The following is a 26,284-nucleotide window of genomic DNA, read 5'->3' on the forward strand; positions in this document are numbered from 1 at the left end:
AGCGCCAAAGCAGACTCGGGCCGACCCCAAATTGTGGGTTCGCGCGCGAGTTTCCCTCGCGGCAAAGGCAAACTATTGGCGCGGAGATGGTGCTCAAACGGCGACAGAGCGGGACGACGATTCCAAGAAAAGTTATCTCGCTCTAGAAAATTCGTTGACTGCCACAACGCCTCTCGCTCCATGGCGCCCGTTTCAGTGGGGTGGCGGGTAGAGGATGCTGGCGGAGAATTCGGCAACCCAAGCGGCCTGCTGCCGTTCAGGGAAGGCGGCCTTCAGGCCGTCGCTGTAGGTTTTCGCGTCAGGGGAAGCCGCGTGGATCTCCTTGGCGCGCTTGACGTGCTAATCGTGCTGTCGATCGCGGAACGGAGGACGGGCGTGTCATGCCCAATGGTCATAATGTCGTAACCTTCCAACGCCTTGAGCGACTCGAGAACAACCATCCAATGATCGAAATGGTCCACGACGGTAAAAGCATGCTCATTCGGTGAAAACACCAGGTCGAACGCCATCAGTACTTTCTGATCGGGAAGCAGGGCGGCGAGCTGCAAGTCCGATTCGGCATCGGTGAATCTCTTGAAGTCATAGGTGACCCCGTCGATCACCTGGACACCCTCGGTGATCGTCTCTGTCGGCACGGTGACCTTCGTCGCGATCTTGTCACCGTGAATCGTGCGGAAGCTATCGAGTCTCATCTTGCCTCTGGCCCGCAGCGGGGCGGCAACTCCGTCCAGGGCGAATACACGGGCGGCCGGGAAGCGCTCGGTCAGAACCTGAAGACCGGCCCAGTGATCGGTGTGCCCATGCGAAAGAATAATTCGGTCAACGGGCTTGCCGAGCGTTTGCACATATGACGCGACTTCGTCGGCATACGGCAGCAGCAGCTGACCGTCGAATATGACGACAGCCTCTTTCCCCTCGATCATCTGCGTGTTCACGTGAAAGCCATCGGTGGGACTGAGGTAGGAATGGATTTTGACGGCTCCGAACTCGTTGACAAGAATGGACCCCATGCGTGCCGGCGCCACTGCTTCCTTCCTTTCCGCCGTATTGCCATTCGCCGCGGCAGCCGACGGCCGCAGGCCGGCCAAAGGGAGCAGCGCGCCCGCGGCCAATTTGAGAAACTGAGATCGGGACAGGGCGGCGCGCGAAAGGCGCTTAAAGCCGGAGTTACTTGACAGCATGTCTCGCCATCCTTTGCCGAGATTTATGAACAGGAACGGACCGGCATGGCGCCTCCGTGCATCACGGAAGGCAAGCATGCCGCGACCGTCAGAAAACGGATCCAGCCACCATGCTGGTCGTGCGTCCCCAAGCGCTGACAGGCGGCCATCACCAGCGATGCGAACCGCGTCGGCGGTCCGAACCCTCATTTCGTTTGAGCTAATCACCATGCGGCGCTCGGCTCTTTGGTGGGGTCAACCTAGTCAATGACAATTTCGATTACAATCGTCAATTGATGACTATGACTTCCGTTCCCGTATCAAGAATATGTGAGCGTAATGGATATGTTTTGAAATAGGCTGGATATTACGGCGTTTTTCGATCCGATGCTAGTGGGGAGCGACGCTCCAGGCTTGACGGCATGTGGAAAGGTGAACATTGTCGATTGTGATCGAAATTGTATTTAGACGCATCACTGACGCCGCGCCTTCTCGCTACAGGAGATAGACATGATCAAGTCCCCGACGACTCTAACCCGTCGTAATGTTTTTCGTGCCGCCGCCGGCCTGGCCGTTGCTGGAGCGGCAACGCCATTTCTTACCCCTAGCCCGGCTCGAGCCGAGGCCCAATCCGGCCCGGAAGCCCTAAACGGCAATGGCTTCTATCGCTTCAAAATCGGCGACTTCAAAGCGACCGTGATTTCTGATGGCTACGGGCAGATACCGATCAAGCCGGTCTTCGTCATGAACGCGTCTGACGCTGAGATCGCTCCCGTGCTGAAGGCGAACTTCCTCCAACCCGTGGTCCAGGTCACGAACAACGTCTTGGTGGTCGACACGGGACAGGAGCGCATCCTTGTCGATTCGGGCTTCGGCGAGAAACTCGGCCCGGCCTTCGGCAGCTTTCCCGGCCTTGAGGCCAACCTAGTCCGGGCCGGAATCACGCCGGAAAGCATTGATCTGGTGGTGATGTCGCACGGTCACCTGGACCATATCGGAGGTTTGGTGACGAAGGCGGGCGCGCTCGCGTTTCCCAAGGCTCAGTTCGTGTTTGTCGATACGGAATGGAACTATTGGACCGGCAGTCGTTTCGAAAGTGAGGTCAATACTTCTCCCATGCCTGACGGATTCAAGAAGGGCACGATTTCGGCGGCTCGAGAAAACCTGCCGCCGGTGGCCAGCCGCGCGCGATTCGTCAAACAAAATGGCGAAATCACCACCGGCGTACATTATATCTCGGCACCGGGACACTCGCCTTCACATGCCACGATTCTCTTCGTCTCGGGCAATGAGCAATTCATGCATATGGGCGATATTGCCCATCATCCAGTGACGAGCTTGCAACGACCGAACTGGTCCCCGATCTTCGACTACGATCCCGCGCAGGCGATCAAGTCGCGCAAGGCTATCTTGGATCGCGTCGCGACCGAGCAGACTATGGTGATGGGCTATCATTTTCCGTTCCCGGGGCTCGGGCATGTCATTCGACAAGACAACGCCTACCGTTGGGAAGCCGCCCAGTGGGTCTGGTGACCACGGGAATGGATCGCGTCGAACCCGAGGCGATCGGCTGTCGGCCCTTGTGCCGTCTGCGCTGACCTTCGCACGAACTGTTTGGCCGGGCAGCAATTCGCTGCCCGGAGGTGGCCCGTGCGCGGTGTAGGAAGGTTTCTCACGACGGATTGGATTGACGTTTCATCGCCTAGCCGCGAGTTTGGTTCGCGCAGAGGCGTGGCGCTTCGGCGAGACGCGAGCAGAGCCGAGTCCCGCCACGGATGGCTGTCGCGATCCGTGGCACGCGGTCTGCGGGGCAGGGACGACGAGATCCGGCTGGCGCCGTTGGAGCAACACGTCGTTGCGACCGCGAACGACACGACGGTCTGATTTGCCTGCCCTTCCGAGGTCAGAGACGCGTTTCGCGAGATGGCTCTACTCGCTTGACCCGTCGGAAACCACATCACTTGGCGCGGGCCGGCTCGGTTTCCGAATCCCGATCCCATTCGATCTCTCCGTGCGAGCACGATCTGTCCGGAAAGCCGGTTGCTACTTTTTCGGATCATGCCTTAACTGAAAAATCAGCAGGTCCCGAACCATTTGCATTGGCCACTGCGCGAGCATCTCGACATGGCCTTCACTGCGCCCGAAGGCCATGCCGGTGGAAGCGGAAGCTTTGCCTTGAAGCATGGCATCGATTCCGTTCCCGCTTACTCACCGGTTTTATTCCCGGAGAGGGAACCATGATCTCGTTCACGGAATAATGCGCTTCCGCCAAATTTGGCGGCCGCCAGGCGGATCACGCTGTCAATACGATTTTGCCAAACGGACGATGCTCGATCAGATGGCGAAGCGCTTCGCTGGCCTCGCTGAGAGGATAAACCCGTTCGACGAGAGGCTTGACCGATCCGTTCACGATCAGTGGGATGATCTTCTGCCAAGCGTCGGCAACGGCTGCCGGCGACTGCGCGAACAAGGAGAAACCCGCCATCCGCGAGCCTTTCCAGATCAGGTCCGTCACGTCGATCGCGGTTTTGCGTCCGGCGGAATAGCCCAGCGTGATCAAGGCGCCGCCAAGACCGATGGCGCTCAAGGCCTCCCCGGTTAAGGAGCCGCCGATGCTCTCGATCACAACGTCGGCGCCGGCGCCACCCGTGATCCGGCGAACACCGTCGGCCAGACCTTCTTTCGTAAGATCGATGACATCCAGAAAGCCAAGCGCGCGGGCCTGCTCGGCCTTGGCGGCGCTGCCGGCTGTCGAAATAACCTTGCCTGCGCCTTGTGCCCGCGCGAGCTGATAGGTTGCATTGCCGACCGACCCTCCGATGCCGGGAGCCAGCACCGTTTTGCCAGCCGCGAACCCGGCGAGCGCCAATGTAATTTGCGCGGTCAGATAGGCCACCGGAAGGCTGGCCGCGAGCACATCGCTAATCGTCTCGGGTATCACGGCCACATGTTCGGGCCGCACCAGCAGCAATTCCTGCCAAGTGCCGCTCTCGCGGACGCCGTAGGGCCCCGTGAACATGACGCGGCTGCCCACCACCATACCGGTGTCGCCGGCCTCCTCGATGATGCCCATCCCTTCATTGCCGAGCACGAGCGGTGCTTTTGCGCGAGGGTGTCCACCCGACAGGATCGTGTAGTCGAGGGGCGTGACACCGGCCGCCTTAACTCGGATCAACACCTTGTCCTTCTCCGGCGCCGGCTTGGGCAGTTCGACCTGCCGCAGGCCGCCATAGCTCGAAAAGCTTTCCGCCACTATTGCGCGCACGGGATCCTCCTTACGTGATAAATTGCTGCGTATGTAATGACAGGTCTGTAACCTTGTCAATGACCAAACAATGTGAGAGCAAAGCCGTAATCGAAGCCACCTCGTGCTTAAGGATCGGGAGCGTCCGCCATCGGTCCGAGAAAATCGCGCTTGCCGATTGGCACGCCCATATGGCGAAGAATGTCGTAGGCCGTCGTGACGTGGAAGTAGAAGTTAGGCAGCGCGAACCGCGTGAGATATTGCTGCGGCGTGACCGTCACAACGCCCGAACCGAACGGAAACTCGATCTTCGCTCCCTCCGATTTCGCAAAACGGCTTTCTGGAAGCATTTCGAGGTAGGTCAAGGCATCGTCTGTTCGCCGTTGCAAGTCGGCGAACGACTGGCCCGTGTTCTGAGATTCAGGCAACCGCAGGCCAGCCAGACGCGCCGTCGAGCGCTTCGCGGTATTGCACGCCGCCCGTACTTGCTCAGCTAATGTAAACATGTCGGGATAGAGCCGAGAAAAAACCAGGAGCGTCGGTTCGATCTCTCGGTCCTTGGCGTAGGTCTCGGCGGTTTCGAGCAACTTGGAAAGAAGCTTCAGATGCCGCTCGAATACGGGGACCGAGAATTCGAAGACGGCGTTTGTCATTTGCGACCCCATACCACTTACGAAGCTAGCGACTGCATCCGCCAGCAGGCTGCGGGAAGATGGGAAGGTAGGCGGCCGTAGTCTGGCCCATTATGGAGCGTCGGGACGATTGCCGTGGCAGACATGGGCTCGGTCACCGCTTGTCTCATTGCCGATCGGCTGTGCGCGGAGAAACCGCGCTCGGGTTGCCCGTCGTCCGAGAAACTTCTCTTGATAAAGAACGCCGCATTCGACGATGGGAAGAACGCCTTCGCGGCAACGGTTCGCTATCTCTCGACCCGGATCAAGTAGATCGCGCCTCGGCCGCGGGATACGTCTTTTTTGCCACTTTTTAGGACACGTCAGACGAGCGGGCGCGCGCCGACGCGCGGAGAGTTCTTGTAAGCCCTCGGCTTAATAGCGCGAATCGCTCGCGCAATCCTGAGCGAGCCAAACTGAGCGTGAACGCGATCTCGTATCTCGCCGACTCGACAGATATCGGCATATACGCATATGTTGCGACGCCTCGCGAGAAGTTCGTTCCGTGAGGCGAGACGTCCTAAATCGGTTGCGGATCGTCATCGCGATAGGGACAACGCGGGTTGGGCTGACGAAGCTTACGACCAAAGGGGAAAGACATGCTCGCAATGTCTCCAAAGGGCTCGGTCCTCGTACTCTTTGCGGAGACGTATCGTTCACCCGGCATGGAGTGACGGGGCGGATCGCGATCGAGCCCCGCACCCGTCGGCGTGCAGGAGCGGCTCGGTTGATCACATCATCTGCCCGGGTCGCGAAGGCCGAACGCAGCGAATTACGTTTTGAGGTATGCGATATGAGTGAGACAGCGCTAACCAAGACAAGCGTCGATGCCCTCGGGCTCAGAATGGCATGCCACCAATCCGGCCAGGGTCAACCGATTCTCCTTCTCCACGGCAATCCAACTTCTTCTTATTTGTGGAGAGACGTCGTCCCCAGTCTTCAATCATCCGGTCGGGTTATCGCACCGGATCTGATCGGAATGGGAGACTCGGACAAACTGCCCGACGCTGGGCCATCGACCTACCGTTTTTTGACGCATCGAAAGTATCTCTGGGCCCTGATCGACAAGATCATTCCACCCGAGGACAAGGTGGTCCTTGTCATTCACGATTGGGGATCCGCGCTCGGCTTTGACTGGGCCTGTCATCATCCCGATCGCGTCCGGGGAATTGCTTACATGGAAGCGATCGTGTGTCCGATCAAAGATTGGAGCGACTGGAATAAGGCCGCCGTTCCAATCTTTCAGGGCTTCCGCTCGGAAAAGGGCGAAGAGCTCATTCTCGATCGCAATCTTTTTATCGAGAAGGTCCTGCCGGGTTCGGTGATCCGGAAACTTTCAGATGCGGAAATGACAGAATATCGCAGGCCGTTCCTGAAACGCGAGGATCGGTGGCCCATGCTTTCTTGGCCCCGCCAGATCCCCATCGGGGGAAATCCCGCCGACGTTGTCGCGATTGTCGAAACATACGCCAAATGGATGGCGGAGAACGAGATCCCCAAATTGTTCGTGAACGCGGAGCCTGGGGCAATTCTAACCGGGGTGACACGGGAATTTTGTCGCAGCTGGAAGAATCAAACGGAAGTCTCGGTCGCTGGTACGCACTTCATCCAAGAGGACTCCGGCGAGAAGATCGGATCCGCCATTGCCAAGTGGATGAATGCCGGGCTGGGGTAGATGGCAGAGGAGGGATCGTCGCCGCCTGAGGTAAGGTAACTCAACTCAGGACGAACTCAGTCGCTCGTCATGGGCGATCGCAAGTAAAGCTGAATGAAGCTGGGCTGCTTGGCGCGTTCCGAAGATGTCGGAGAACTCCTTTTGCGCGCGCGCCCAGAAGATGGCGGCTTGCCTTTGCCGCGCTTTGCCCTTCACGGTCAAGACCACGTTCCGCGCCCGTGCGTCCTCGCTGTGAACGGCAAGGGTGATGAGGCCGTCCCTTTCGAGCGGGCCGAGCGTGTGACCCAGGCCGGACCGATCCATCACCATGGCGTCGGCAAGCTCGGTCACGGTTGGCACACGCTTTCCACGTCTCGCTAATTCAGTGAGGAGGCTATACTGCGTGACCGTCAGTCCCGCCGGCGCGAGAGCTGTGTCGTAAAACTGAGTTATACGACGTGTTGCCTTGCGAAGCGCCGCCGCGGTGCATGCAGGTCTAGCGCTGTGTCTTCCGCCCTGCATTCAGGAAAAGCTCCTCTTTAAAAATAGGCTTTCGCCGATACCAAAGAAAGCGACCCCAAGTGAGCTCGTTTATCCGGGAATACCATATTGTATGACGCATCGGCCGTTGTGACGCTGGAGTCTGCCGTATAGCCTCGATCTGCACCCAGAGGCAATATCCTCGTCTCGCGACTGCGTTCTGGACGGTGCCAACGCATCAGAGCAGCAGTCTCCGCTTCGGCGTCCCTCGCTCGAGCGAGATGAGCCGCAGGGACCGCACGGCTCGTTCACGGCGATGCTTCTTCCAATTGGATTTTGCACTTGCCCAGTGAAGGGCATCGGCTCTTCACCCTTTGTCGCTGAAGTTCAAGCGTGGGAGTGCGCATATTTGGACTGCGATTTGATGGACCTGAGAGGCCGCACGGTGCCGACAATGCATTGATAAACAGCAAAAAACGAGGCGCCTGCCACCTCGCTTCGTGGTGTTAGGCTTGATTGACAATGCGCCGCACGGCATCTTAGAAACGGGCATATGCCGATTGTAGATAAATACGACGGGAGGATGCATGAAGATTTACTTTGCTCCTAACACGCGAGCCGTTCGTATCGTGTGGCTGTTCGAAGAACTGGGTCTGCCTTATGAATTGGAGTTCTTCAAACTCGGGGATGCAAGCATGCGCTCGCCTGCCTACCTTGCGGTTCATCCGCAGGGTCGCGTGCCAACTCTCGTCGACGACAAGGTCACGATCTTCGAGTCGGGAGCAATCGTACAATACGTGTTGGCGAAGTACGGCAACGGCCGGCTTATACCCGACGTCGGTTCCCCGGAGTTTCCGGTCTACCTGCAATGGTTCCACTACGCCGAGGGAATGATCATGCCCCCGATAAATACGATTGTCGTGGAAACGGTCCTCCTTTCGCCCGAGCGTCGGAATCAGGTCAATGTCGATCGTGCTACGAAACTTCTCTCAAGAATGCTGACCTCCGTTGACGCCGGAGTTCGCGGCAAGGAATTCGTGGCGGGACAGTTCAGTGCCGCCGATATCATGCTGGGTCAGGCATGCATGGCCGCCGCCAGGGTCGGTGCGGATTTTTCGGGCCAGCCCGATCTGTCAGCTTACCTTGATCGTCTCCGCGAGCGGCCGGCATTTAAGAAAGCAAATGCAACGGGAAAGCCGAACGGCGGGGACGCCTTCGCGCAACCCTAGCCGGTTTGTGGCTCGCGGCTCCCTTATTCCGCGCCCCGCGACCTGCGCCGTCCTCGGCGCTTTCGCCGGGGTATCTCTCTCCCCGGCAACGCCCCCGATGGGCTTGTAGGCCATGGTCGGCCACACGCCTGCGAGTCTCAAAGGGTGCGATCTACGACCTTTTTAGTTCGGCGGTGCCGCGTTACTTTTGTGGCTGCCGGCCCGGCACGAGGCGCCGTCGATAGGCCTCGATCGCGAAGGCGCGCGGCAGGCGAAGCCTTGGCCGAACCGCACTTACGCATCCCAGATGGTTGCAAGTGAGCAGTCGCCTCAAGATGTTCAGCGCTGTTCCGGCCGAGGAGGGTAGATGTCGCACATCAACGTCACCATAGAGAATAATTTGGCAAGGCTCGTGCTGAGCAATCCTCCGCAAAACCGGCTGACGCAGGAGTTTTTCCATGAACTGAGCGATGCCATATTTCTGATCGCCGGTAGCGGAGCGCGGGCCGCGCTTCTGTCGGCGGAAGGCCCGGACTTCAGCTATGGAGGAGATATCGTTCCCTGGCCCACCTTGACACCGAAGCAACTGCGCGCGGCGTTCGAATGGCGCCTCGCCACGGTCAATCAGTGGGAGCAGCTACCAGTTCCAACAGTCGCGGCAGTGCAGGGTCTGTGCTTCGGGGGTGGCCTCGAGTTGGCGGTCAGATCGGACATCATTTTCGCCGGTACGAGCGCCCGCTTCGGACATCCCGAGCAATCACTCGGAATCGTCACGATGTTAGGTGGCATACAGCGCATTGCCGCGCGTGTCGGCAGAGCGTTCGCCCTGGAGTGGGCGCTCACTTCGGAACAGGTGCCAGCGCAAACGATGCTGGAACGCGGGGTCGTAAATCGAGTCGTCCCGGACGAATCCTTGCTCGAAGAAGCGGGCACCTTCGCACGCAACCTGGCGGATGGCCCGACGCGAGCTCATCTTGCTCACAAAGCTCTGCTACGCATATGGACCGCGGGAGGCTTGGCAGCGGCCGACGCGGCGATGCTGGACCTCGCTTTGCCGCTGTTCGAGACCGAAGATGTGAAGTTGGCGCTGCCAGCGGCGGTAGAGGCATTCAAGGCAGGTCGGCCGCGCCCACGCTTTAAGTTCGAAGGCCGGTAGGGGCGTTTAACGGCGCGGCGTAGGCCGCATTGGATTTGTGCCTGGCGCCCGACATCTTCTCTCGCCGCAGCTCAAGCATTCGATCGAGATCGTGGAGAGGCATGTCGTGTCGTTGTCGAAGGGCCATGGCCGAGGCTCGCAGAAGATCAGAGGTTCCATCGCTACCCGCGGAAGCCATCTTCTCGAGGCTGACGATGCTGCGTAGGGCGGTGCGGCTGAGCCCCATGGCCGAAATGGTTGCAATTGTGACGTTGGATCCGCAGGGCGGCGAAGTTAAATTGACGGTGCCGGCGAAGTTTCTTTGATTGCGCCGTAACTCTTTGGAGACGCGCATGGCGGACGGATCGAAGACGCTCCACCGTTTGCCGGGCGCGGATTGGATTGCGATCGTTCGCAAGCACGCATCGCCCGACTTCGCTGCCGCGTTCGTTGAGCTGCCGGTGCTCAAGGCATCGGTTTTGCGCCACCCTTGTGTTGGAGCTCAGTCGATCGGCGCCTTCTTTGGTGTAGCGAGCGAGATGTACGATACGATCACGTTCACGGACGAGACCGTCGATCACCACAAGAGGTATCTTGAATGGGAAGGAAAAGTCTTCGGGCTCGATGTTCGAGGTGCCACGATCTTGACGCGCAACTCGACGGGACTGATTGAAACTATCCAGCTGTACCATTCGCCCCTGATTGTCCTCACGCGTTTCTCCGCAGAGATCGAGCGCCGCCTCGGCGGCGGACTCGATCCATCCGTTCGCGGTGCCGCGGCACTGTAGATCCGGCTTCGCCAACATTGACCATCGAGCTTTCGACTTCAGGTTCGCTCAACCAAAGCTCGGTGCGTCCAGTGTTCGTCCGTTCTGAAAATCTCTCCTGCCGGACGCGCGGGCGATTTGACGTTCTGGGTTTTAGTCAAACGATGCGGAAAGCATGAGTGGCGGAACGAAGCGAATTGCGTGGGTGACTGGAGGCGCCAGCGGAATCGGCCAAGCGGGTGCCGAGAGCCTGGCTGCTGATGGGTGGACAGTGGTCATCTCGGGCCGGCGTCTGGACGCTTTGGCCGCCACCGCTGAGACGATTCGCGCGAGCGGGGGGGACGATTGACGTGTTTCCGCTCGACGTGACCGATGCCGACGAGATCGCCGCTGTCACGAACGCCATTCTCGCAAAGTACGGACGAATCGATCTTCTCGTTAACAGCGCCGGCTTGAACCTTCCCAAACGCAGTTGGGAGGATGTGGAACTGCAAGGATGGGACCAAATCGTCGACGTCAATCTGAACGGGCTTCTGTACTGCATGCGTGCCGTCCTCCCTGCCATGCGCGCGCAGAAGGACGGCTGCAAATCAATGTGGCCTCATGGGCCGGTCGCATCGTCGCGAAAGCGACCGGGCCTGCCTACAACGCGACGAAACACGCAGTTCTGGCGCTCACGCACTCATTCAACATGGACGAATGTCAAAATGGTCTTCGTGCATGCTGCCTTTGTCCAGCCGAGGTCGCGACGCCCATCATGAAGAAGCGGCCCGTTCCCCCGAGCGAGGAAGTCATGGCCAAGATGTTGCGGCCGGAGGATATCGGAAGAACGATAGCGTTCGTGGCGAACATGCCGCCTCATGTCTGCGTCAACGAAATCCTGATCAGCCCGACTTGGAACCGCTTGTTCTTGGGCATGACGTAATGCGAGGTCCTTGCCACGAGGATGCGTGTGAGAAGCCAGCTCTACGGCTGGAAGCAACGGTTCGCGGTCGCGGCCGTCTCCGATAAATCCGGACCACAAGAAAACGAGTTTTCGCGCGAAGGAGGCTATCGCAAATGAACCTGGAGATATCGGGTCGGCATGCTCTTGTGTGTGGGGCAAGCAAGGGATTGGGCAAAGCCTGTGCGATGGCGCTAGCGCTCGAAGGCGTCAACGTCACAATTAACGCGAGAAATATGAAGGCGCTCGACGCCGCAGCAACGGAGATCCAGCAAGCGGCTGGCATTCCGGTGAACATGGTTGCTTGCGATATCACTTCTCGCGAGGGACAGGATGCCGTCCTAGCGAACCTCCCGGCAGTCGACATTCTCGTGACCAATGCGGGCGGCCCGCCGCCGGGCGACTTCCGAGATTGGTCGCACGAGGATTGGATCGCCGGGTTGAACGCGAACATGCTGGCCCCGATCGAGCTGATACGCCGCGTCATCGACGGGATGATCGAGCGGAACTTCGGGCGCATCGTCAATATCACGTCAAGCGCGGTCAAGGCGCCGATCCCCTTCTTGGGGCTGTCGAATGGCGCCCGCACCGGGCTTACCGGGTTCGTCGCGGGTCTCGCGCGGCAAGTCGTCCGTCATAATGTGACGATCAATAGTCTATTGCCTGGCCCTCATGCGACCGACCGTCTTCCGGCCGCCCAAAATTACCTAGCCCGCCATTACGGAGGCGATGTTGAAGCCGCGACGCGCGCGATGCTTGAACAAATTCCGGCGGGTCGGTTTGGATCCTCCGAGGAATTCGGATTGACCTGCGCGTTCCTTTGCGCGGCATCGTCTGGCTATATCACCGGCCAGAACTTGCTACTCGACGGCGGTTCCTATGCCGGGACTTTCGGCTGATGCGGGGTAGGCCAAGTTGAGACGATAACAGGGCCCAGCTGAAACGGTCGCTCGAAGAGGCCGGGCAGACCGCAGGGGTAGCCGCGCGATGTCGCCGTTCGGCTGGGCTGCGAACAGCCACCCACTCGAGGACATAACTTGCCGCAGACGAGTGAGCGACGCCGGGCCACGCGGAGAATTGCCGGGGGCGGCTTTGGAAATTCAAGACTTAGGAGACTGTCCGATGCACACTGCGTCCTTGGATGCGGAAGTCCACCATGCTTTCATCGACCGACTGCGCCAAACAGGCCGAGCCCCCAGCCGACACGAGGTCTCAGCCGCCCTGGCAAAGCCAGTCGAGGAAATCGAAAAGGCCCTCTCGCGGCTGGCCGAAAGCCACGGCGTCGTATTGCACCCGCATGTTTGCGAGCCCTGGGTAATCCACCCGTTCTCCTTCTCTCCGACGGCGACATGGGTCCAGAAAGGCGATCAGGGTTGGTGGGCTCCCTGTATTTGGTGTGGTTGCGGAATTGCCTCCTTGGTCGGTGGGGACGCGGTGATCCACGCCAGGCTAGGCGGCGAGATGGAAGACATCGATATCCACATCGTCAAGGGCGAAGTCCACGATAAGGATCTCTGGGTGCATTTTGCCCTGCCTCCACGAGTGGCATGGGACAACGTCCACCACTTTTGTGCCACCGTTCTGCCTTTCCGGCGCGAGTCCGACGTGCGGCTGTGGAGCGAACGCCACGGAATTCCGGTCGGATCTGCGGTCCCGATCACCCAGGTTCAGGATCTTGGGAGGGAATGGTATGGCCATCATTGCGATCGAAACTGGCGCAAGTGGTCGGTAGACGAGGCAATCGAGATATTCGACAGGGTTGGCCTGGTCGGAGCGTTTTGGAATGGAAAGCCGCGACGGTAGCTTTTAAGCGGCGCATGTTCGGGAGTTGGTGACAACTACGGTGCCGTGTCCGGCTTGCCGCCGATTGGCTCGGACGCGCGCGCCGTCGGCTCGCCTTCGACGAACACGACGCCGGTGCGTTCAAGCGCCGCGAGACGTTTTCGGGGGGCGTGGGATCCGGCTCCAACCCGCTTGCCAGCTGCCTCAGGGGGAGGGCAAGGGACGTCGTGCGGCCGTAAGGATCGACTACTGATCACCGCTTTGCCAGGGCATGCGATGTCCCGAAACGTGGGTAAAACGACGTTTGGCGCTAGGTGCTGACCACCTAGTATGCGCTCCCCGCACAGAACAGAAGGACCTGCTCACGGCATTGGTGCCCGTAGAGCGTGTCCAGCCGAACTATTCACGGGAGGAATCATGACGGGCTCGGGCTTGGTCTCCACCGACGCGCAGACGTTTCGGTCGGTCGCAAAAACCGAGTCCGTTCATCGAGCGGCGTTCCGTTCCCCAGGAGATCGCGGTTAGCCATGTATGGAATTGTCGAGAAAGCTCCCTTGATGGGGCTGATCCAGGAGCGGCCGCTCCTTGTTTCGGATGCCCTCATCCACGCCTCGATTTATCACGCCGACACGCCGGTGATTTCGCGGCGCCGCGACGGATCGTTCTTTCATAGCAACTGGGCCGGACTGGAACGCCGGGTGCGGCGACTTGCGAGCGCGTTGTTGGCTGCCGGCGTCGAGCGCGGCGATCGTGTGGCGACCCTTGCCTGGAATAACCATCGCCATCTCGAGGCGTACTTCGCCATCACCGCCATCGGTGCGGTCTGTCATCCCATCAACCCGCGGCTTTTCCCCGAACAAGTCGTCTATATTGCTAAACACGCCGAAGATGTTGGGCTGTTCTACGACCTCGAATACGAGCCGCTCGCCCGTGTCATTGCAGGGCAACATGCGCTTCGGTTCAACATCGCGATGTGCACGCCAGACGAACTTCGATCCCATCTTCCCGATGGCGTCGTTGCCTACGAGGCATTTATCGATTCCGGTCACGAAGATCCCACGGTCTATGCCGCCTTTGACGAGCGTACGGCAGCCTCTCTCTGCTACACCTCGGGAACGACCGGTAATCCGAAGGGCGTGCTGACCAATCATCGAGCGATGATGCTGCACGCGATGACGGCGCGAACGTCCGATGTGTTCGACCTCAGGCCCGCCTCAACCGCCTGCGCGATCGTGCCGATCTATCATGTGCACGCGTCATGGGGGTTGCCGTTCGCCGCCGCGATGGCGGGAGCGGGTCTTGTCCTGCCAGGCCTGCGCTTGGACGCCGTTTCCTTGGCAGAGACCATCAACTTACATCGCGTTACCTTCGCAAATGGCGTCCCCACAATCTGGAACGATCTGGTAAGGCATCTCGCATCTGCCAAGCAGGCCGTTCCGACCCTGAAGCGGATCATGGTTGCCGGCTCGGCTCCCTCGCCAGCTGTGGTGCAGGCCCTTGAGGAAGACCACGGTGTCGAGGTGGGTCACATTTGGGGGATGACCGAAACCGGTCCTTGCGCCACGTCCGCCGCGGTGCTTCCGCGCTTTGCTAAAAATCCCATGCAGAAGAAGCTCAAACAGGGACACGGGCTTTTCGGCGTCCAAATGCGGATCAGCAACAAGGATCACTCTCATTGCCCGTGGGGCGAAGAGCACGTTGGCGCCCTTCAAGTCCGCGGTCCCTACATCATTTCGGGCTATTTTAAGCAAGAAGGCAAGGGCGCCGTGGATGCCGATGGATGGCTCGACACGGGCGATATCGCCTCGATTGATGCCGACGGCTACCTCAAGATTGTCGATCGCGAAAAAGATCTCGTGAAGTCTGGCGGCGAATGGATCTCCTCCATCGAGGTTGAGAACGCCGCGGGGTCATGTCCGGGCGTGAAGGAGGCGGCGGTGATCGCCGTACCTCACGAGCGCTGGGGCGAGCGTCCGGTGTTGCTCGTCGTGCGCGCGGACAATGCCGATATCGGCACGGAACACCTCGTGGCGTTCTTGAGCGAGCGGGTTTCAAAATGGTGGCTCCCCGATCGCATCATTTTCGTGCCGGAGTTTCCCAAGACCGGAACAGGCAAGGTGATGAAGGCCGAACTTCGAAAGCGGTTCGCCGAACCTGCGACCGCCGAGACGTGAGATGTGCGCTGTCGCTCCGATCGGGACACGCGGCAGGTCAATGATTCAGACGCCGCTTCCCCTCGGTCGGTGCGCTGCTTGCACCTTCCGCGGTCGCTCAAACGGCTTCCCGCGAAAAGCGGTTCGAATCCGTCAGATCCCCGCCAAGCCTCGCGAGCATACAGCGGGGCCGCCGGAATATCTGGTCGCGTCCGAGCCACCTGACCTTGCAGAAAGTTTGAACCGTTCCCGCTCGCGGGGTTTCGCGCCGCGGGCGGCCGACCGGCACGGTTTCTCAACCATTCACGTTCGGAGGAAGAAAAATGAAACTCTATGACCTAAAGACCGGCACCAGCACGAGGCGTGTGCGGATTTTCTTGGCCGAAAAGGGGGTAAAACTGCCGACCGTCGAGGTGGACATGCTGAAGGGCGAGAACAAGGATCCGAATTATCTGGCAAAAAATCCGATGGGAACGATGCCGCTCCTTGAGCTCGACGATGGAACGCAACTCGCCGAGTCTGTGGCGATCTGCCGGTATGTCGAAGAGCTTCACCCGGAGCCGCCACTGTTCGGGACAACCCCGGTCGAGCGGGCTCTGGTCGAGATGTGGAATCGGCGAACGGAGTTGGAGCTGTTGATCCCGATAATGGATCACTTCGTGCATTCCTCGGCGTTCTATAAAGAGCGCCTCACGCAGATGGCGGATGTTGCGCGCCGCGGGCACACGCGCGCACAAGACCGGATGCACTGGCTCGACGGCGAATTGGCCAAACGGCCCTTTATCGCGGGAGATCGATACACGATTGCCGATATCACGGCCCAGTGCGCGCTTATCCTAGGTAAGAATACCGGAACACCCATTCCCGCTGATTCACCACATCTTGCGCGATGGTTTAGTGAGGTATCGAAGCGGCCAACCGCTCGTGCGTGATGACACATGTGTGATCCCTTGAAAGCAATCGAGGGGCCACTGAGGATCATGACGCATCGCTGCGGCGATCGGGAGCGGTGAAGAGGTGAACGTTGTCGCCTGCCAACGAAAATGTCCTGATGGCCTTTGGCAGGCGGTTTCAAGACGGACGATCCAAGGTACTGGGCCGTCGAACAGAACGTAGTCACGCATTGACGTCGATGACCGTGCGGCCCTGCACCTTTCCAGCGAACAATTGGCCTACCACATCGGGAACCTCCCCGAGGCCGACCAGGCGCACCGTTCGGCCGAGCTTGTTCAAGTTGAGATCGCGAGCCAACCGCGACCACGCCTCGGTTCGAGCCTGGCGCGGGGCATTGACCGAGTCGATGCCCGCAAGGGTGACGTTGCGCAGGATGAACGGTAGAACCGTTCCGGGTAGATCGACCCCCTGAGCCATGCCGCAGGCCGTCACCACCCCACGGTATTGCGTCTGCGATAGCACGTTCACCAACGTACGGCTGCCGACGGAGTCGACCGCGCCAGCCCAACGTTCGCGTGCGATCGGAACTCCGGGCTCTGAAAGGGTTCGCCGATCGATGACCTCGGCGGCTCCGAGGCTCCGCAAATAGTCGGCTTCATCAGGACGACCCGTCGACGCAACGACGCGATAGCCCAGATCGGAAAGGATCGCGATGGCGATCGAACCGACGCCACCATTGGCGCCGGTCACCAGGATATCGCCACGCTGCGGTGTGAGGCCGCCATGTTCGAGGGCGAGGACGCTCAGCATTGCCGTGTAGCCCGCCGTGCCGATTGCCATGGCGTCCTTTGTCGAAAGCGGCGCTGGGATTTTCACGAGCCAATCGCCGCTCACGCGCGCTTTCTGAGCATAACCGCCATGGTGGGTCTGACTCAGTCCCCAGCTGTTGGCGACGACGCGATCTCCCACCGCGATGCCCGCATGGGAGGAGGCCTCGACGGTGCCGGCGAAATCGATACCCGGGATCAAGGGAAACTGGCGAATGATTTCGGCGCGCCCGCTAATAGCCAACGCGTCTTTGTAGTTCACGGTTGAATAATCCACCGCGACGGAAACGTCGCCAGGCATGAGCTGTTGCTCATCCATTTCGACCACGCTAGTCGAGATCTTCTCACCTGTCTTTTGTGCCAGCAGTGCCTTGAACATGGTTGCGTCCTAGATTGACGTTTCGCTGTGCAACGACCTAGGGGGACGCCGTCATTGCCGCAAGAAGGCACATTTAAAGCGGGTACTATCATTTATGGATGTACTCGCCGGATTCCGGGGGAGGGGTGAAACCAGGCGGCGCCCGATACAGCATGCTCGACGTGACAGGGCTTCGAGCGAAGCGAGGTTCCTGCCTGTGCCAAGGCCTGTTCGTGTGCGCATGATTCTATTGTATTATCAACGTCATGTGATAGGATTGCATGAACCTAAATAGCCGTTCGACGGCATGAGAGGCGCGAATGCAAGGTGAGCTTCGGCGCGATGGAACGGGCTTCCGGCTCCTCCACCGATGCAGAGGCGTGCCGTGGTCCCGCCAGAACGCATAAGTCTGGACGAAGCGATCATTTATGGAGGCGTTCATGCGTCCAAAAAGGTTTGACGCGAAAAGTGGATGTGCGGTCGGGGTGACCTTGTCGGTCATCGGCGGATTATGGAAGCCGCTGATCCTGTTTCATCTCTTCGCCGGCAAGAAGCGCTTCATGGAACTGTCCCGAGCCATTCCGAACGCCACGCAGAGGATCCTGACACGTCAGCTGCGCGAACTGGAGGCCGACGGCGTGATCCTGCGCCATGCCTATCCGCAGATTCCTCCGAAGGTCGAATATGAAATCTCTCCTTTCGGTCAGAGCCTCGGGCCCGTGCTGCTTTCGCTTCGGAGTTGGGGCAAGCAATATGGCGGATCAATCGAAGGCGTCCTTGAGCCGCACCACGCGCCTGAAAATCCGCAGCCAAACGCATGCCTGTTAGGTTGAGATCGAGTAATGCTTAGTGAGCGACAAGGAATATCTCGAAACACGGCATGCCTGTCGGAAGTGCCATCATGTGCTGACCTTGTCCATGCGGCAAACATTCACTCAAATCACCTCCGAGATAACGCTGGATTTCAGCCTAAGACGTCAATACTGCCAGTCGCCTGTGGCCTTGGCAACGCCGTCGTGCCGCAGGCTGAACTGCGCAAGAAAGCGCATGATGCGGCCATCACGCTGACCAAGCGTCCCGCCGGCGCGCTGAAGTCGACCAAGAAGCTGATGCGTGATCACGAGCGTATCGAGGCGCAAATCAGCGGAGAATCGCAATTGTTCAAGCAACGCTTGATGACGCCGGAGGCCCGCGAGGCCTTTGCCGCATTCGCCGAGCGACGGCCGCCGGATTTCTCGAAGGTCGCCCGACCTTCGTAAATTCTTGGGGGCGCTGGGAGTTATCACAGATGGCCGACTTGCGGATATTCTCCTATCTGCCGAACCCGCGCGTCTGGAAGGCGACCATCGCCGCACGTTTCTGCGGCGTGGACGTCGAGGTCAGGGGTGCTCCGCCCAAGGAGTTGCGAGACTGGCTGTGGGACTACGATGCGCGGCCGCTGGCGGAGCAGGAGCGCCAATCGTTGTCTTCCCTTGCCCGGACCGGGCGGGTCGGGCTGACCGGCGTGAAGCTGTTCAAGACCGATGCGTTCCTCCGAGCCCAGCCGTTCGGCAACGTTCCAGCGGCATTCGGCCCCGACGGAAAGATCGGAATCTTTGAATCGAACAGCATCATGCGGGCCGTGGCGCGGCTGGGAGAGGCGACATTTCCGCTCTACGGACGTGACGCCTGGGAAGCCTCCAGGATCGACAGCTTTCTCGATGTCAGCCTGCTCTTTGCCCGAGACTCGCAGATCTATCTCCTTTCGTTGTTGGACGGCGCCGTCGATGCGGCGATCCACGCCCGCGCCAAGCAGGCGTTCGCAATCTATGCCTCCGGGCTCGAGCAGGCTTTGTCCGCGCAACGGAAAACGCTTGTCGGAGAGCAAATCTCGTTGGCCGACATCTGCTTTGCCGCCGAGCTCGCCTTGTTCATGAACGAGCAGGCGCGTGCGGCGCAATTGAACGAGCGCGGCCTGGATAGGATCCTGCATGACGGCGTCCGAAACGAATATCCGCTCGTCTTTGCCCATTTTGATCGGCTGATAGACCACGAGCACTTCAGGCCGGATCTCAAGCCATATGTCGAAAAGCTGTTATCGAAGTGACAGGTTCCGGAGGAAAGCCAATGCATAAGGCCGTGATCATCGGAGTCGGCCCGGATCGGGGGCTGGGCGCGCAACTCTGCAAGCGTTTCGCCAAGGAAGGGCTGCACGTTGTCGCGGTCGGACGCACGCGGGCTTCGCTGGATGCTGTCGTCGCCGACATCCGAAAGGCCGGAGGCGAAGCTTCGTCCGTCGTCGCAGACGCGACGAAGGAGGTGGACGTGGCGGCGCTCTTTTCAGACGTGGGCACCGACGTCGATGTCGCGATCTACAACGCGGGCAACAACACTCCCGGTCGAATTCTCGAGATGGAATCGAGCTATTTCGAGAAAAGCTGGCGGGTCGCCTGCTACGGCGGATTCCTGTTCGGACGGGAGGCGCTTCGCCACATGGTCCCGCGCAAGCGGGGCACCATTCTGTTTACCGGAGCGAGCGCTTCACTCCGCGGTCGGGCAGGGTACGGGGCCTTCAATTCAGCGAAGGCCGGCCTGCGTACGCTCGCCCAGGCGATTGCAAAGGAATACGGGCCCGAGGGCATCCATGTCGGCCACGTCGTCGTCGACGGTGCCATCTACGGCGAGAAGATACGCAGACACTTCCCGGACGCTGACCAGCGCCAGGACCGCCTGATCGATATCGAGGGCATCGTCGAGTGCTACGCCTTTCTCTACCGGCAGCCCCCCAAGGCGTGGTCCTTCGAGATAGACGTGCGTACCTCCCTGGAAAACTGGTGAGCTCGTAGTGGCAGGGAAGGGCAGCAAGGCGCTTTCGAGAAGTTAAGTCGCGTTGCGCGCTCCGGCTACTTCCGCCGATCCGGGTCCGGGAACGCCGACAGTGCTGAGGCGCACGCAGTGGCGCCGCGGCCGCGCGACAGATTGCGGAAGCACTCGCCGCTGTAGCCGAACGCCATGTCCTAACGCCGCGCTAGCGTCTAAAAGCTGCACATTGGCACAAAGGATGTGATCGCCGCGGCGTTACGCGCGGTCTTTCGCCACGCTCGGTCGGGCCGTGCCGAAGAACGCTGTGCTCCCCGCTGCTCCGGCACCCATGCTCAAAAGCTTACTCACGCCCGCATCTCCCTGTTTCCTGCAATCGGACGCCGCCGATCCCGATGCGACCGATGAGTGATGGCTGCAACCGAGTCCAAGACACGCAGGCCGCTCGAAACACCTTCAACCAAAACATGGGTAATCGGCTATTGCGCGAGACCACGTGCCTCTCGATGTGTGAAGCAGCTTGATTGCGGAGGTTGACATGGAACTGTCGCGCTCGTTCACCTGCATGACGCACGTCTCATTTGCGACCACGCGCTTATTGTTGGTCGCTGCCTTCGCGGTGTCACAGGAACAAGCACGCGCGCGCCACGTTCTGCGCGCGGAAATCACCGGGCGCCAGCGCGCACCGGCGATGCGCGACTTGCGCTGCTCAGTTCCAAGCGAACGTTAAGTACGGAGAGCCGGGAAATGAGTCCTTTCAAAGTCCGTTTCAAATTCGTTCGGCAAAGGTCGAGAATACTCGCGATCGCCGCAGTCGCGTTGGTGGCCGCGGGAGTCGCCATCGCCGTTGGTCATCCACAGGAGGTATCTGAACCGATCCTGGGAAACGAATGGCAATGCAGCCGTACGGTCCTCCTGGTCACAACCTGTGTTCCAGTCGGAGAGCAGAATGGCCCACTCCCCAACGACGCTGCGTTGGCGGATCTGTCCGATGGCCGCGCGCCGTCAGCTATAGCCGTTGCAAGGCCACCCCGCGGACAGATGGACCGTTCTCAATAAATCCGGCGGCATCGGCACAGATCGGACGGGCAACCTTTGCCTTCGGAGGGCAACGGTAGATTCTGCGTAGCCAAGCGGAGAATGGCTCTCTCGACTAATCCCGAGAATCGGATGTTGCGTCTCCCGCAGCAAAAGCTGAGATGCTGAAGTCAGGTTGAGCCACGGCTTCCGTCAGCACGGTGAAACTGAAATGTATCCACCTTCGGTGGTGAGCTGATGCGGTTGGCTTGGAAGCCCGACCTCGGACCAGGGATCTAGAGTTCTGATCCCCTCTATCTTGGATGTCGCTCGATGGGACGCCGGATCAGGAGAGAATCGCACGCGGGCAAAACCGACACCAACGTCAATCGGGCAAGGCGCCCGAGTCGGTGAATCACGAGTTAATTTTCCTTCAAATTTCGCCGCTTGGCGACCCCGCGACTCGGTCTATGACGTCTTCGTCGCACGAAAAATGCAGGTGCACACAGATGCCAAATTCGAATGACGTCGCCAGCAACGAGATGCTTTGGGAGCGCGTCCTGTCCCTGCTCGTCGTGGATGCCAGCGTGTTGGGGGGAAGTGCCGTGTTGCTGATACAGGCGTTACCACTAGTCCTTCACGGATTTCCATAGTGGCAGAATGAGTTGTGAGTGGCAGGCGAGCCAAATTTAGCGTCGAACGAAACGTCCAACAATGCGTCCAACACGAAAATAGGCAAAAGGCGTAAGTAACTGGAATTGTTGACATAAATCGAATGAAAAATTTGAGTCGGAGCGCTTCACCCGCTCCAACTCTTGCTCATTGGGAAGTCCGCCACAGATCTAACTCGTCGTCGTGAGGTCCTCAGTAAAGGCGTACTTAGGTGCTGGACGGACAGAGCTGGTTGAGCTTGTCAGCACTGAAAACCACTTCCATCCCGCGTATTTGTCGCCGGTTTGGCGCAAGTGCGTGTAGCGCTTGAGACTTGACCAAGAACGATGACCGGACACGACAGCTACTTGAGGAATATTCCGGCCAATTTCGAATAGTCTTGAAATACCATCGTGGCGAAGATCATGAAGATGCAGGTCAATGATCTCGAGGAACTGACAAGCGCGGGTGAAATTAGTTCCAATGGTGTCACCGCAAAACGGAAAAATCTCGTCGTGCCTCTTCGGCATTGAGATAATTATCTGAAGCGCTTCCGGCGGAAGATCGCACCATACGTCGTTCCCGACCTTCTCTCCGGGGTTCTTCATATCTCGCACCAAAACACGACTTCCTTCCGCGTCGAGATCCTTCCACGAGATCCGCGCAATCTCCTCGAGGCGACGTGTTGAGAATATCGCGAACCCGATGACCTTCTGCATCGGAATGGAGGATGGTCGGCGCTTTAGCCGCTCGCCGAAGTAGTCCATGATCTTATCGAGCTCTTCGAGAGTCGGCCGCCGATCGCGCTCGCGGCTCTTGCTCGCAATACCGAGGCGCTTCGCAACTACAAAGGCGTCCTTCATTGCGGTCTGATCAAGTGGGTATGCCCAAGCGGGCTTAGCTACGGCAAAGACGGCAGCCAAATGCGAGAGATAGTTGCCGACGGTCGACGGAGCGACATTGACTATAAGCTCATTGGCAAATGCGACCACGTCGGTGCTTGTGATTTCCGAACACCTCTTATTGGCTATGTCGTAGTTCTTAATCGATCGCAGCACCTGCGCCTTTGTGCGACCAATCTTCTTGATAGATTCATCTGTGTAGCGGTCGATAACAGTGGTTAGAGTGGGGTCCGGCGCTTCGAGACGCTCAAGTGCGCCCGGCCTGGCAAGTTCTTTCTCCCGCTTTTCGAGCCACGCAGAGGCAGCCTGCCGTCGATCGAACGTCCGATTTTCTCGATGAACGATTTTACCAGCTCGCTTGATGAGGAGCTGGGCTTGGTATCCTGTAGAGCCATCGCTTCGCTTGCGTGGTACGACGGTTCCCATCTTGGAGGCTCCATTACCGGTACTGCATGGACGTCTTCGGTACTGCGCGGCAGTACCGAGGGTACCAAAATGGAGGAAAATGGCTAAAAAACGAGCTACAACGAGAAATTCAAAAAGATCCCTAAGTAATTGAAATGACCGAAAAAACTACGAAATCATACGATTTTCTTTTCTCTGTCGCGCCAATGATGGATTGGACCGACCGGCATTGCCGCGTCTTCCACCGCCTGATGAGCCGGCGCGCGGGGCTGTACACGGAGATGCTGACGACCGGTGCCATTATTCGTGGCGACCGCAGGCGGCTGCTTGGCTTCGATCCAAGCGAGCATCCGGTGGCGCTGCAGCTCGGTGGTTCCGATCCGGAAGATCTCGCGACCGCGGCCAGGATCGGCGAGGATTTCGGTTACGACGAAATCAATCTCAATGTCGGCTGTCCGTCCGACCGCGTGAAAGACGGTCGCTTCGGCGCCTGCCTGATGGCGGAGCCGGCGCTGGTCGCCGACGGCGTTGCCGCGATGAAGCGCGCGGTCAGAATTCCCGTTACCGTCAAATGCCGGATTGGCATCGACGACCAGGACCCGGAAGTGGCGCTCGACGTGCTGGCACGCGGCGTGGTCGCGGCCGGCGCGGACGCGCTCATCGTGCATGCCCGAAAAGCCTGGCTCAACGGATTGTCGCCGAAGGAAAACCGCGACATCCCGCCGCTCGACTACGACAGGGTCTATCGGCTGAAGGCGGTGCTGCCGGATGTTCCCATTATCATCAATGGCGGCATCGGCAGTATTGCGGAAGCTGCGCGTCACCTCGACCATGTCGACGGCGTGATGCTGGGGAGGGCGGCCTATCAGGAGCCGTGGCGTCTGCTCGACGTCGATCCGGAATTGTTCGGCGAGGCGGCGCCATACGCCACCATGAAGGACGTTTTCGAAGCGATGTTTCCCTACATCGAAGACCAGTTGGCGCAGGGCGCACGGCTGCATTCGATGACGCGGCACTTCGTCGGCGCGTTTCACGGCGTGCCCGGCGCGCGCGCCTTCCGCCGCCATCTGGCGGAGAAGGGCGTCAAGCCCGGCGCTGGCGTCGACGTGCTCCGCGATGCCATCGCGCTGGTCGAGGATCGCGCGGGGGCGCTGGTTGCGGCGTAAGTGCCATAGCGTTTTCAAGCGAAGTGGATACCGGTTCGCGTGAAGAAAACGCGTCAACACAAAACCTAGGCGGCGCGCTCTCCGGCGCGGCGCACTTCCGTTTCCGCCTTCAGTCCGAAATCGTAATTCAGATGATAATAAGGCTGCGCCATCTCGCGGCCATCGACGGCCGTACCCGCAGGCATCGCGGCGAATTCCCGGATCAGGCTGTCCTTGACGCCGAAGACGACGTCCGAGTCCAGGTATTGGTCGCCCGCGGCGAATACATGCGTCACCAGCGTCTGGTGTCCGGGCGCTCCAATCATGAAATGGACATGGGCCGGGCGCCAGGGGTGGCGGCCCTGCGCCTCGAGCATTTTGCCGACCGGCCCGTCGTGCGGGATCGGATAGGCCGCCGGCCTGATCGACCAGAACCAGAACCGGCCGTTTTCGTCGGCGCGGAACCGCGCACGCATCGCCAGCTCGCCGATCTAATCGAGCTGCTGAACATCGTAATAGCCGTCATTGTCCGAATGCCAGACGTCCACCACGGCGCCGGCGAGCGGCTTGCCGCCGGCTGCCGACACCGTGCCGGTAACGAGCAGCGGCGCGCCTTCCATGGTGCCGGAGATATCCGCGCCCAGCGGATGCTCGGGCGCGCGCTGCACGTAAAACGGTCCGAGCACCGTCGTCTCGGTCGCGCCCTCCGGTGTCCGATGGTTGATGGCGTCGACCAGCATGGAGACGCCGAGCGTATCGGACAGCAGGATGAATTCCTGCCGCTTGTCGTCGCACATCTGTCCGGTTCGAGTCAGGAAATCGATGCCGGCCTCCCATTCGGCCTGCGTGGGTTCGATTTCCCTGACGAAGGTATGCAAATGGCGCACGAGCGCCTCGCTGACCTGCCGGACGCGGTCGTCCTTTGCGGTCCTGACACGCTGCAAGACGGCGTCGGTGATCGTGGCTTCGTCGAAGTTGCGCATGTCGATGTTCTCTTCAGGAGGTCGCGAGGGTGGTTTGCGGAGCGTCTCCGCGCCAGGCGCGCGCGATCAATTCACGGATCGCGTCTCGCTCGATCGGGCGCGGATTCCAGTAGGGGTTTTTGACGGCGAGGTCGGCGGCCTGGTCGATGCCGCTCTCGGGCATGCCGATCTCGCGCAGCGATGCCGGCGCAGCAAGCTTTCGCGCCAGATCGTGGAGGCCGAGCGCGGGGTCGGGCACGCCAAGTGCGGCGGCGATCCGCGTCATCGCTTCATGCGCGGCGGGCGCATTGTAGGCGAGGGCGTGCGGGAGAATGACGGTGTGGGTTTCCGCGTGCGGCAAATTGAACGACCCGCCCAGCGTATGGCAGAGCTTGTGATGCAGCGCCATGCCGACGGCGCCGAGGCAGATGCCGCTGAGCCAGGCGCCATAGAGCGCGTCGGTGCGCGCGGCTCTGTCGTCCGGCTGAACGCAGATCCTGGGCAGCGCATGCGCCAGCGTGCGGATGCCTTCCTGTGCCATCAGCGATATCACGGGGTTGCGATCCAGCGCGTAGAGCGCCTCGACGGCATGCGCGATGGCGTTGATGCCTGATGTCGCTGACAATCCGGGAGGCATCGTCATGGTGAGGTCGACGTCGTAGATCACGATCTCGGGGAAAATTTTCGGGCTCGATTGTGTGGTTTTGACCCCGCCGCTGGTCTGGCCGACGACCGGCGTCATCTCCGAGCCGGCGTAGCTGGTCGGCAGCACGATCTGCGGCAGGTCGGTGCGCAACGCGATTGCCTTGCCGAGGCCCGTGGTCGAACCGCCGCCGATCGCGACGAGACAATCAGCCCGCACCTCACGCACGGTCTCCATCGCCCGTTCCGTCACCTCAACGGGCGTATGCATGACGGCCCCTGTAAAGACGCCGGCGAAGCGTTCACCGATCATCGCTCGGATGCCGGCGGCCAGATCTTTCTGTCGCGGCGTCGCCAGCACGAGAGCGTTGACGACGCCGAGGCGGGACAATTCGTCGGGTAGTTGACGCAGCGTGCCGGCGCCGAACACCACCCGCATCGGCGCGCTCTGGTAGATGAAGTCTTGCATGGCCGCTCCTTTGCGG

Annotated in this window: 26 protein-coding genes and 2 pseudogenes; 18 read left to right on the plus strand and 10 right to left on the minus strand. The window is 60.0% G+C overall.

Going from position 1 to position 26,284, the window contains the following annotated elements; genetic code table 11:
* Window positions 1-272: 272 nt before the first annotated feature.
* Complete coding sequence (locus V1283_RS12100) at window positions 273-1,391, minus strand: MBL fold metallo-hydrolase (protein WP_334386717.1); 1,119 nt, start codon at window positions 1,389-1,391, stop codon at window positions 273-275.
* 279 nt (window positions 1,392-1,670) lie between these two features.
* Here V1283_RS12100 and V1283_RS12105 point away from each other — a divergent pair, with 279 nt between their 5' ends.
* The gene (locus V1283_RS12105; protein WP_334386718.1) at window positions 1,671-2,693 is read left to right on the plus strand and encodes an MBL fold metallo-hydrolase; all 1,023 of its coding nucleotides are present in this window, start codon (window positions 1,671-1,673) and stop codon (window positions 2,691-2,693) included.
* Window positions 2,694-3,203: 510 nt separating this feature from the next.
* Here the strand turns inward: V1283_RS12105 and V1283_RS12110 are convergent.
* The 3 genes from V1283_RS12110 to V1283_RS12120 all read right to left on the minus strand — a co-directional run bounded on the left by V1283_RS12110 (window position 3,204) and on the right by V1283_RS12120 (window position 5,069).
* Window positions 3,204-3,344 (minus strand): hypothetical protein, encoded by a 141-nt coding sequence (locus tag V1283_RS12110; RefSeq protein WP_334386719.1) that lies wholly within the window; start codon window positions 3,342-3,344, stop codon window positions 3,204-3,206.
* Window positions 3,345-3,453: 109 nt separating this feature from the next.
* Complete coding sequence (locus V1283_RS12115) at window positions 3,454-4,425, minus strand: quinone oxidoreductase family protein (RefSeq protein ID WP_334386720.1); 972 nt, start codon at window positions 4,423-4,425, stop codon at window positions 3,454-3,456.
* A 107-nt stretch (window positions 4,426-4,532) separates the two neighbouring features.
* Window positions 4,533-5,069 carry a DUF1993 domain-containing protein gene (locus V1283_RS12120; RefSeq protein WP_334386721.1) on the minus strand — a complete coding sequence of 179 codons (537 nt, stop codon included), beginning with the start codon at window positions 5,067-5,069 and terminating at the stop codon, window positions 4,533-4,535.
* A gap of 733 nt (window positions 5,070-5,802) precedes the next feature.
* On the opposite strand from V1283_RS12120, the gene V1283_RS12125 reads away from it, so the two are divergent.
* A complete protein-coding gene (locus V1283_RS12125; protein ID WP_334386722.1) occupies window positions 5,803-6,750 on the plus strand; it encodes a haloalkane dehalogenase in 948 nt (315 codons plus the stop codon).
* A gap of 45 nt (window positions 6,751-6,795) precedes the next feature.
* On the opposite strand, the gene V1283_RS12130 is transcribed toward V1283_RS12125, so the two are convergent.
* Window positions 6,796-7,251, minus strand: a complete 456-nt coding sequence (locus V1283_RS12130; protein ID WP_334386723.1) for a MarR family winged helix-turn-helix transcriptional regulator — start codon at window positions 7,249-7,251, stop codon at window positions 6,796-6,798.
* A 545-nt stretch (window positions 7,252-7,796) separates the two neighbouring features.
* Here V1283_RS12130 and V1283_RS12135 point away from each other — a divergent pair.
* Both V1283_RS12135 and V1283_RS12140 read left to right on the plus strand, forming a co-directional pair.
* On the plus strand, window positions 7,797-8,438 hold the full coding sequence (locus tag V1283_RS12135; RefSeq protein ID WP_334386724.1) for a glutathione S-transferase family protein: 642 nt from the start codon (window positions 7,797-7,799) through the stop codon (window positions 8,436-8,438).
* Between the two features lie 346 nt (window positions 8,439-8,784).
* Complete coding sequence (locus V1283_RS12140) at window positions 8,785-9,573, plus strand: enoyl-CoA hydratase/isomerase family protein (protein ID WP_334386725.1); 789 nt, start codon at window positions 8,785-8,787, stop codon at window positions 9,571-9,573.
* Here the strand turns inward: V1283_RS12140 and V1283_RS12145 are convergent.
* Window positions 9,554-9,907 (minus strand): hypothetical protein, encoded by a 354-nt coding sequence (locus tag V1283_RS12145; RefSeq protein ID WP_334386726.1) that lies wholly within the window; start codon window positions 9,905-9,907, stop codon window positions 9,554-9,556. The genes V1283_RS12140 and V1283_RS12145 overlap by 20 nt on opposite strands.
* Here V1283_RS12145 and V1283_RS12150 point away from each other — a divergent pair.
* The 8 genes and pseudogenes from V1283_RS12150 to V1283_RS12175 all read left to right on the plus strand — a co-directional run bounded on the left by V1283_RS12150 (window position 9,906) and on the right by V1283_RS12175 (window position 16,129).
* Window positions 9,906-10,340: a hypothetical protein gene (locus tag V1283_RS12150; RefSeq protein ID WP_334386727.1), complete on the plus strand. Its 435-nt coding sequence runs from the start codon at window positions 9,906-9,908 to the stop codon at window positions 10,338-10,340. The two genes, V1283_RS12145 and V1283_RS12150, sit on opposite strands and share 2 nt — an antisense overlap.
* A gap of 154 nt (window positions 10,341-10,494) precedes the next feature.
* The gene (locus V1283_RS44675; RefSeq protein ID WP_442895734.1) at window positions 10,495-10,668 is read left to right on the plus strand and encodes an SDR family NAD(P)-dependent oxidoreductase; all 174 of its coding nucleotides are present in this window, start codon (window positions 10,495-10,497) and stop codon (window positions 10,666-10,668) included.
* Window positions 10,669-10,684: 16 nt separating this feature from the next.
* A pseudogene (locus V1283_RS44680) lies at window positions 10,685-11,106 on the plus strand (SDR family oxidoreductase); the annotation flags it as partial.
* 6 nt (window positions 11,107-11,112) lie between these two features.
* Window positions 11,113-11,244 (plus strand): hypothetical protein, encoded by a 132-nt coding sequence (locus V1283_RS44685; RefSeq protein WP_442895928.1) that lies wholly within the window; start codon window positions 11,113-11,115, stop codon window positions 11,242-11,244.
* A gap of 134 nt (window positions 11,245-11,378) precedes the next feature.
* Window positions 11,379-12,161, plus strand: a complete 783-nt coding sequence (locus V1283_RS12160; RefSeq protein WP_334386728.1) for an SDR family oxidoreductase — start codon at window positions 11,379-11,381, stop codon at window positions 12,159-12,161.
* A gap of 223 nt (window positions 12,162-12,384) precedes the next feature.
* On the plus strand, window positions 12,385-13,065 hold the full coding sequence (merB, locus tag V1283_RS12165) for an organomercurial lyase (protein WP_334386729.1): 681 nt from the start codon (window positions 12,385-12,387) through the stop codon (window positions 13,063-13,065).
* Between the two features lie 536 nt (window positions 13,066-13,601).
* Window positions 13,602-15,218 (plus strand): long-chain-fatty-acid--CoA ligase, encoded by a 1,617-nt coding sequence (locus V1283_RS12170; RefSeq protein WP_334393036.1) that lies wholly within the window; start codon window positions 13,602-13,604, stop codon window positions 15,216-15,218.
* Window positions 15,219-15,520: 302 nt separating this feature from the next.
* A complete protein-coding gene (locus V1283_RS12175; RefSeq protein ID WP_334386730.1) occupies window positions 15,521-16,129 on the plus strand; it encodes a glutathione S-transferase family protein in 609 nt (202 codons plus the stop codon).
* A 184-nt stretch (window positions 16,130-16,313) separates the two neighbouring features.
* On the opposite strand, the gene acuI is transcribed toward V1283_RS12175, so the two are convergent.
* A complete protein-coding gene (gene acuI, locus V1283_RS12180; protein WP_334386731.1) occupies window positions 16,314-17,297 on the minus strand; it encodes an acrylyl-CoA reductase (NADPH) in 984 nt (327 codons plus the stop codon).
* A gap of 407 nt (window positions 17,298-17,704) precedes the next feature.
* On the opposite strand from acuI, the gene V1283_RS12185 reads away from it, so the two are divergent.
* The 5 genes from V1283_RS12185 (at window position 17,705) to V1283_RS12205 (ending at window position 20,805) form a co-directional block, all read left to right on the plus strand.
* Window positions 17,705-18,109 carry a winged helix-turn-helix transcriptional regulator gene (locus tag V1283_RS12185; RefSeq protein ID WP_334386732.1) on the plus strand — a complete coding sequence of 135 codons (405 nt, stop codon included), beginning with the start codon at window positions 17,705-17,707 and terminating at the stop codon, window positions 18,107-18,109.
* A gap of 9 nt (window positions 18,110-18,118) precedes the next feature.
* Complete coding sequence (locus V1283_RS12190; protein ID WP_334386733.1) at window positions 18,119-18,535, plus strand: enoyl-CoA hydratase-related protein; 417 nt, start codon at window positions 18,119-18,121, stop codon at window positions 18,533-18,535.
* Between the two features lie 29 nt (window positions 18,536-18,564).
* Window positions 18,565-19,362 carry a glutathione S-transferase family protein gene (locus V1283_RS12195; protein ID WP_334386734.1) on the plus strand — a complete coding sequence of 266 codons (798 nt, stop codon included), beginning with the start codon at window positions 18,565-18,567 and terminating at the stop codon, window positions 19,360-19,362.
* Window positions 19,363-19,382: 20 nt separating this feature from the next.
* On the plus strand, window positions 19,383-20,093 hold the full coding sequence (locus V1283_RS12200) for an SDR family NAD(P)-dependent oxidoreductase (RefSeq protein ID WP_334386735.1): 711 nt from the start codon (window positions 19,383-19,385) through the stop codon (window positions 20,091-20,093).
* Between the two features lie 520 nt (window positions 20,094-20,613).
* Window positions 20,614-20,805 carry a hypothetical protein gene (locus V1283_RS12205; RefSeq protein WP_334386736.1) on the plus strand — a complete coding sequence of 64 codons (192 nt, stop codon included), beginning with the start codon at window positions 20,614-20,616 and terminating at the stop codon, window positions 20,803-20,805.
* Window positions 20,806-21,934: 1,129 nt separating this feature from the next.
* Here V1283_RS12205 and V1283_RS12210 read toward each other — a convergent pair.
* Window positions 21,935-23,071, minus strand: a complete 1,137-nt coding sequence (locus V1283_RS12210; RefSeq protein WP_334386737.1) for a tyrosine-type recombinase/integrase — start codon at window positions 23,069-23,071, stop codon at window positions 21,935-21,937.
* Between the two features lie 134 nt (window positions 23,072-23,205).
* Between V1283_RS12210 and dusA the strand changes: the two genes are divergently transcribed.
* Window positions 23,206-24,216 carry a tRNA dihydrouridine(20/20a) synthase DusA gene (gene dusA, locus V1283_RS12215; protein ID WP_334386738.1) on the plus strand — a complete coding sequence of 337 codons (1,011 nt, stop codon included), beginning with the start codon at window positions 23,206-23,208 and terminating at the stop codon, window positions 24,214-24,216.
* 65 nt (window positions 24,217-24,281) lie between these two features.
* Here the strand turns inward: dusA and V1283_RS12220 are convergent.
* Window positions 24,282-25,178 (minus strand): annotated as a pseudogene (locus V1283_RS12220) (intradiol ring-cleavage dioxygenase).
* A 13-nt stretch (window positions 25,179-25,191) separates the two neighbouring features.
* Window positions 25,192-26,268, minus strand: coding sequence for a maleylacetate reductase (locus V1283_RS12225; RefSeq protein WP_334386739.1), 1,077 nt, complete (start codon window positions 26,266-26,268; stop codon window positions 25,192-25,194).
* Window positions 26,269-26,284 lie beyond the last annotated feature (16 nt).

Source organism: Bradyrhizobium sp. AZCC 2262 (assembly GCF_036924535.1).
In the GTDB taxonomy this organism is placed as follows: Bacteria; Pseudomonadota; Alphaproteobacteria; order Rhizobiales; family Xanthobacteraceae; genus Bradyrhizobium.